1 protein-coding gene is annotated in these 331 nt (G+C 76.1%); it reads right to left on the reverse strand.

Translation table 11 applies throughout. The features are described from left to right. A partial coding sequence (locus AC5WRT_RS39165) for a hypothetical protein (protein WP_496101125.1) occupies positions 1–331 on the reverse strand: 331 nt, incomplete at both ends.

Below are 331 nucleotides of genomic sequence, written 5' to 3' on the forward strand. Positions count from 1 at the left end.
GGCCGTCTTGCCGGTCCGGGGGTCGGTGCCCTGGAGGAGGCCCGGTGCCGCCGTGCCGTCGACCAGGGCGTGCAGCCCGGCGAGCAGTTCGTCCCGGTCGGCGGCGAGCACGACGGCGCGGTGCTCCAGCACCGTGCGCGTGGTGACGGACGCCAGACCGATATCGGCCACGCGGACGGCGTTCCCGGCAGAGGAGGCGAGCCAGCCGCGCAGTCGCTCCGCCTGAGCGCGCACGGCCGAACCACCGGCTCCTGAAACGACCACCGGGACGAGGGGGGTGGCCTCGGGACCGGCGGTCTCGGGCTCGGTGGTCTCCGCCGGTGTGTCGGGG

The organism is Streptomyces sp. NTD91 (assembly GCF_059510455.1).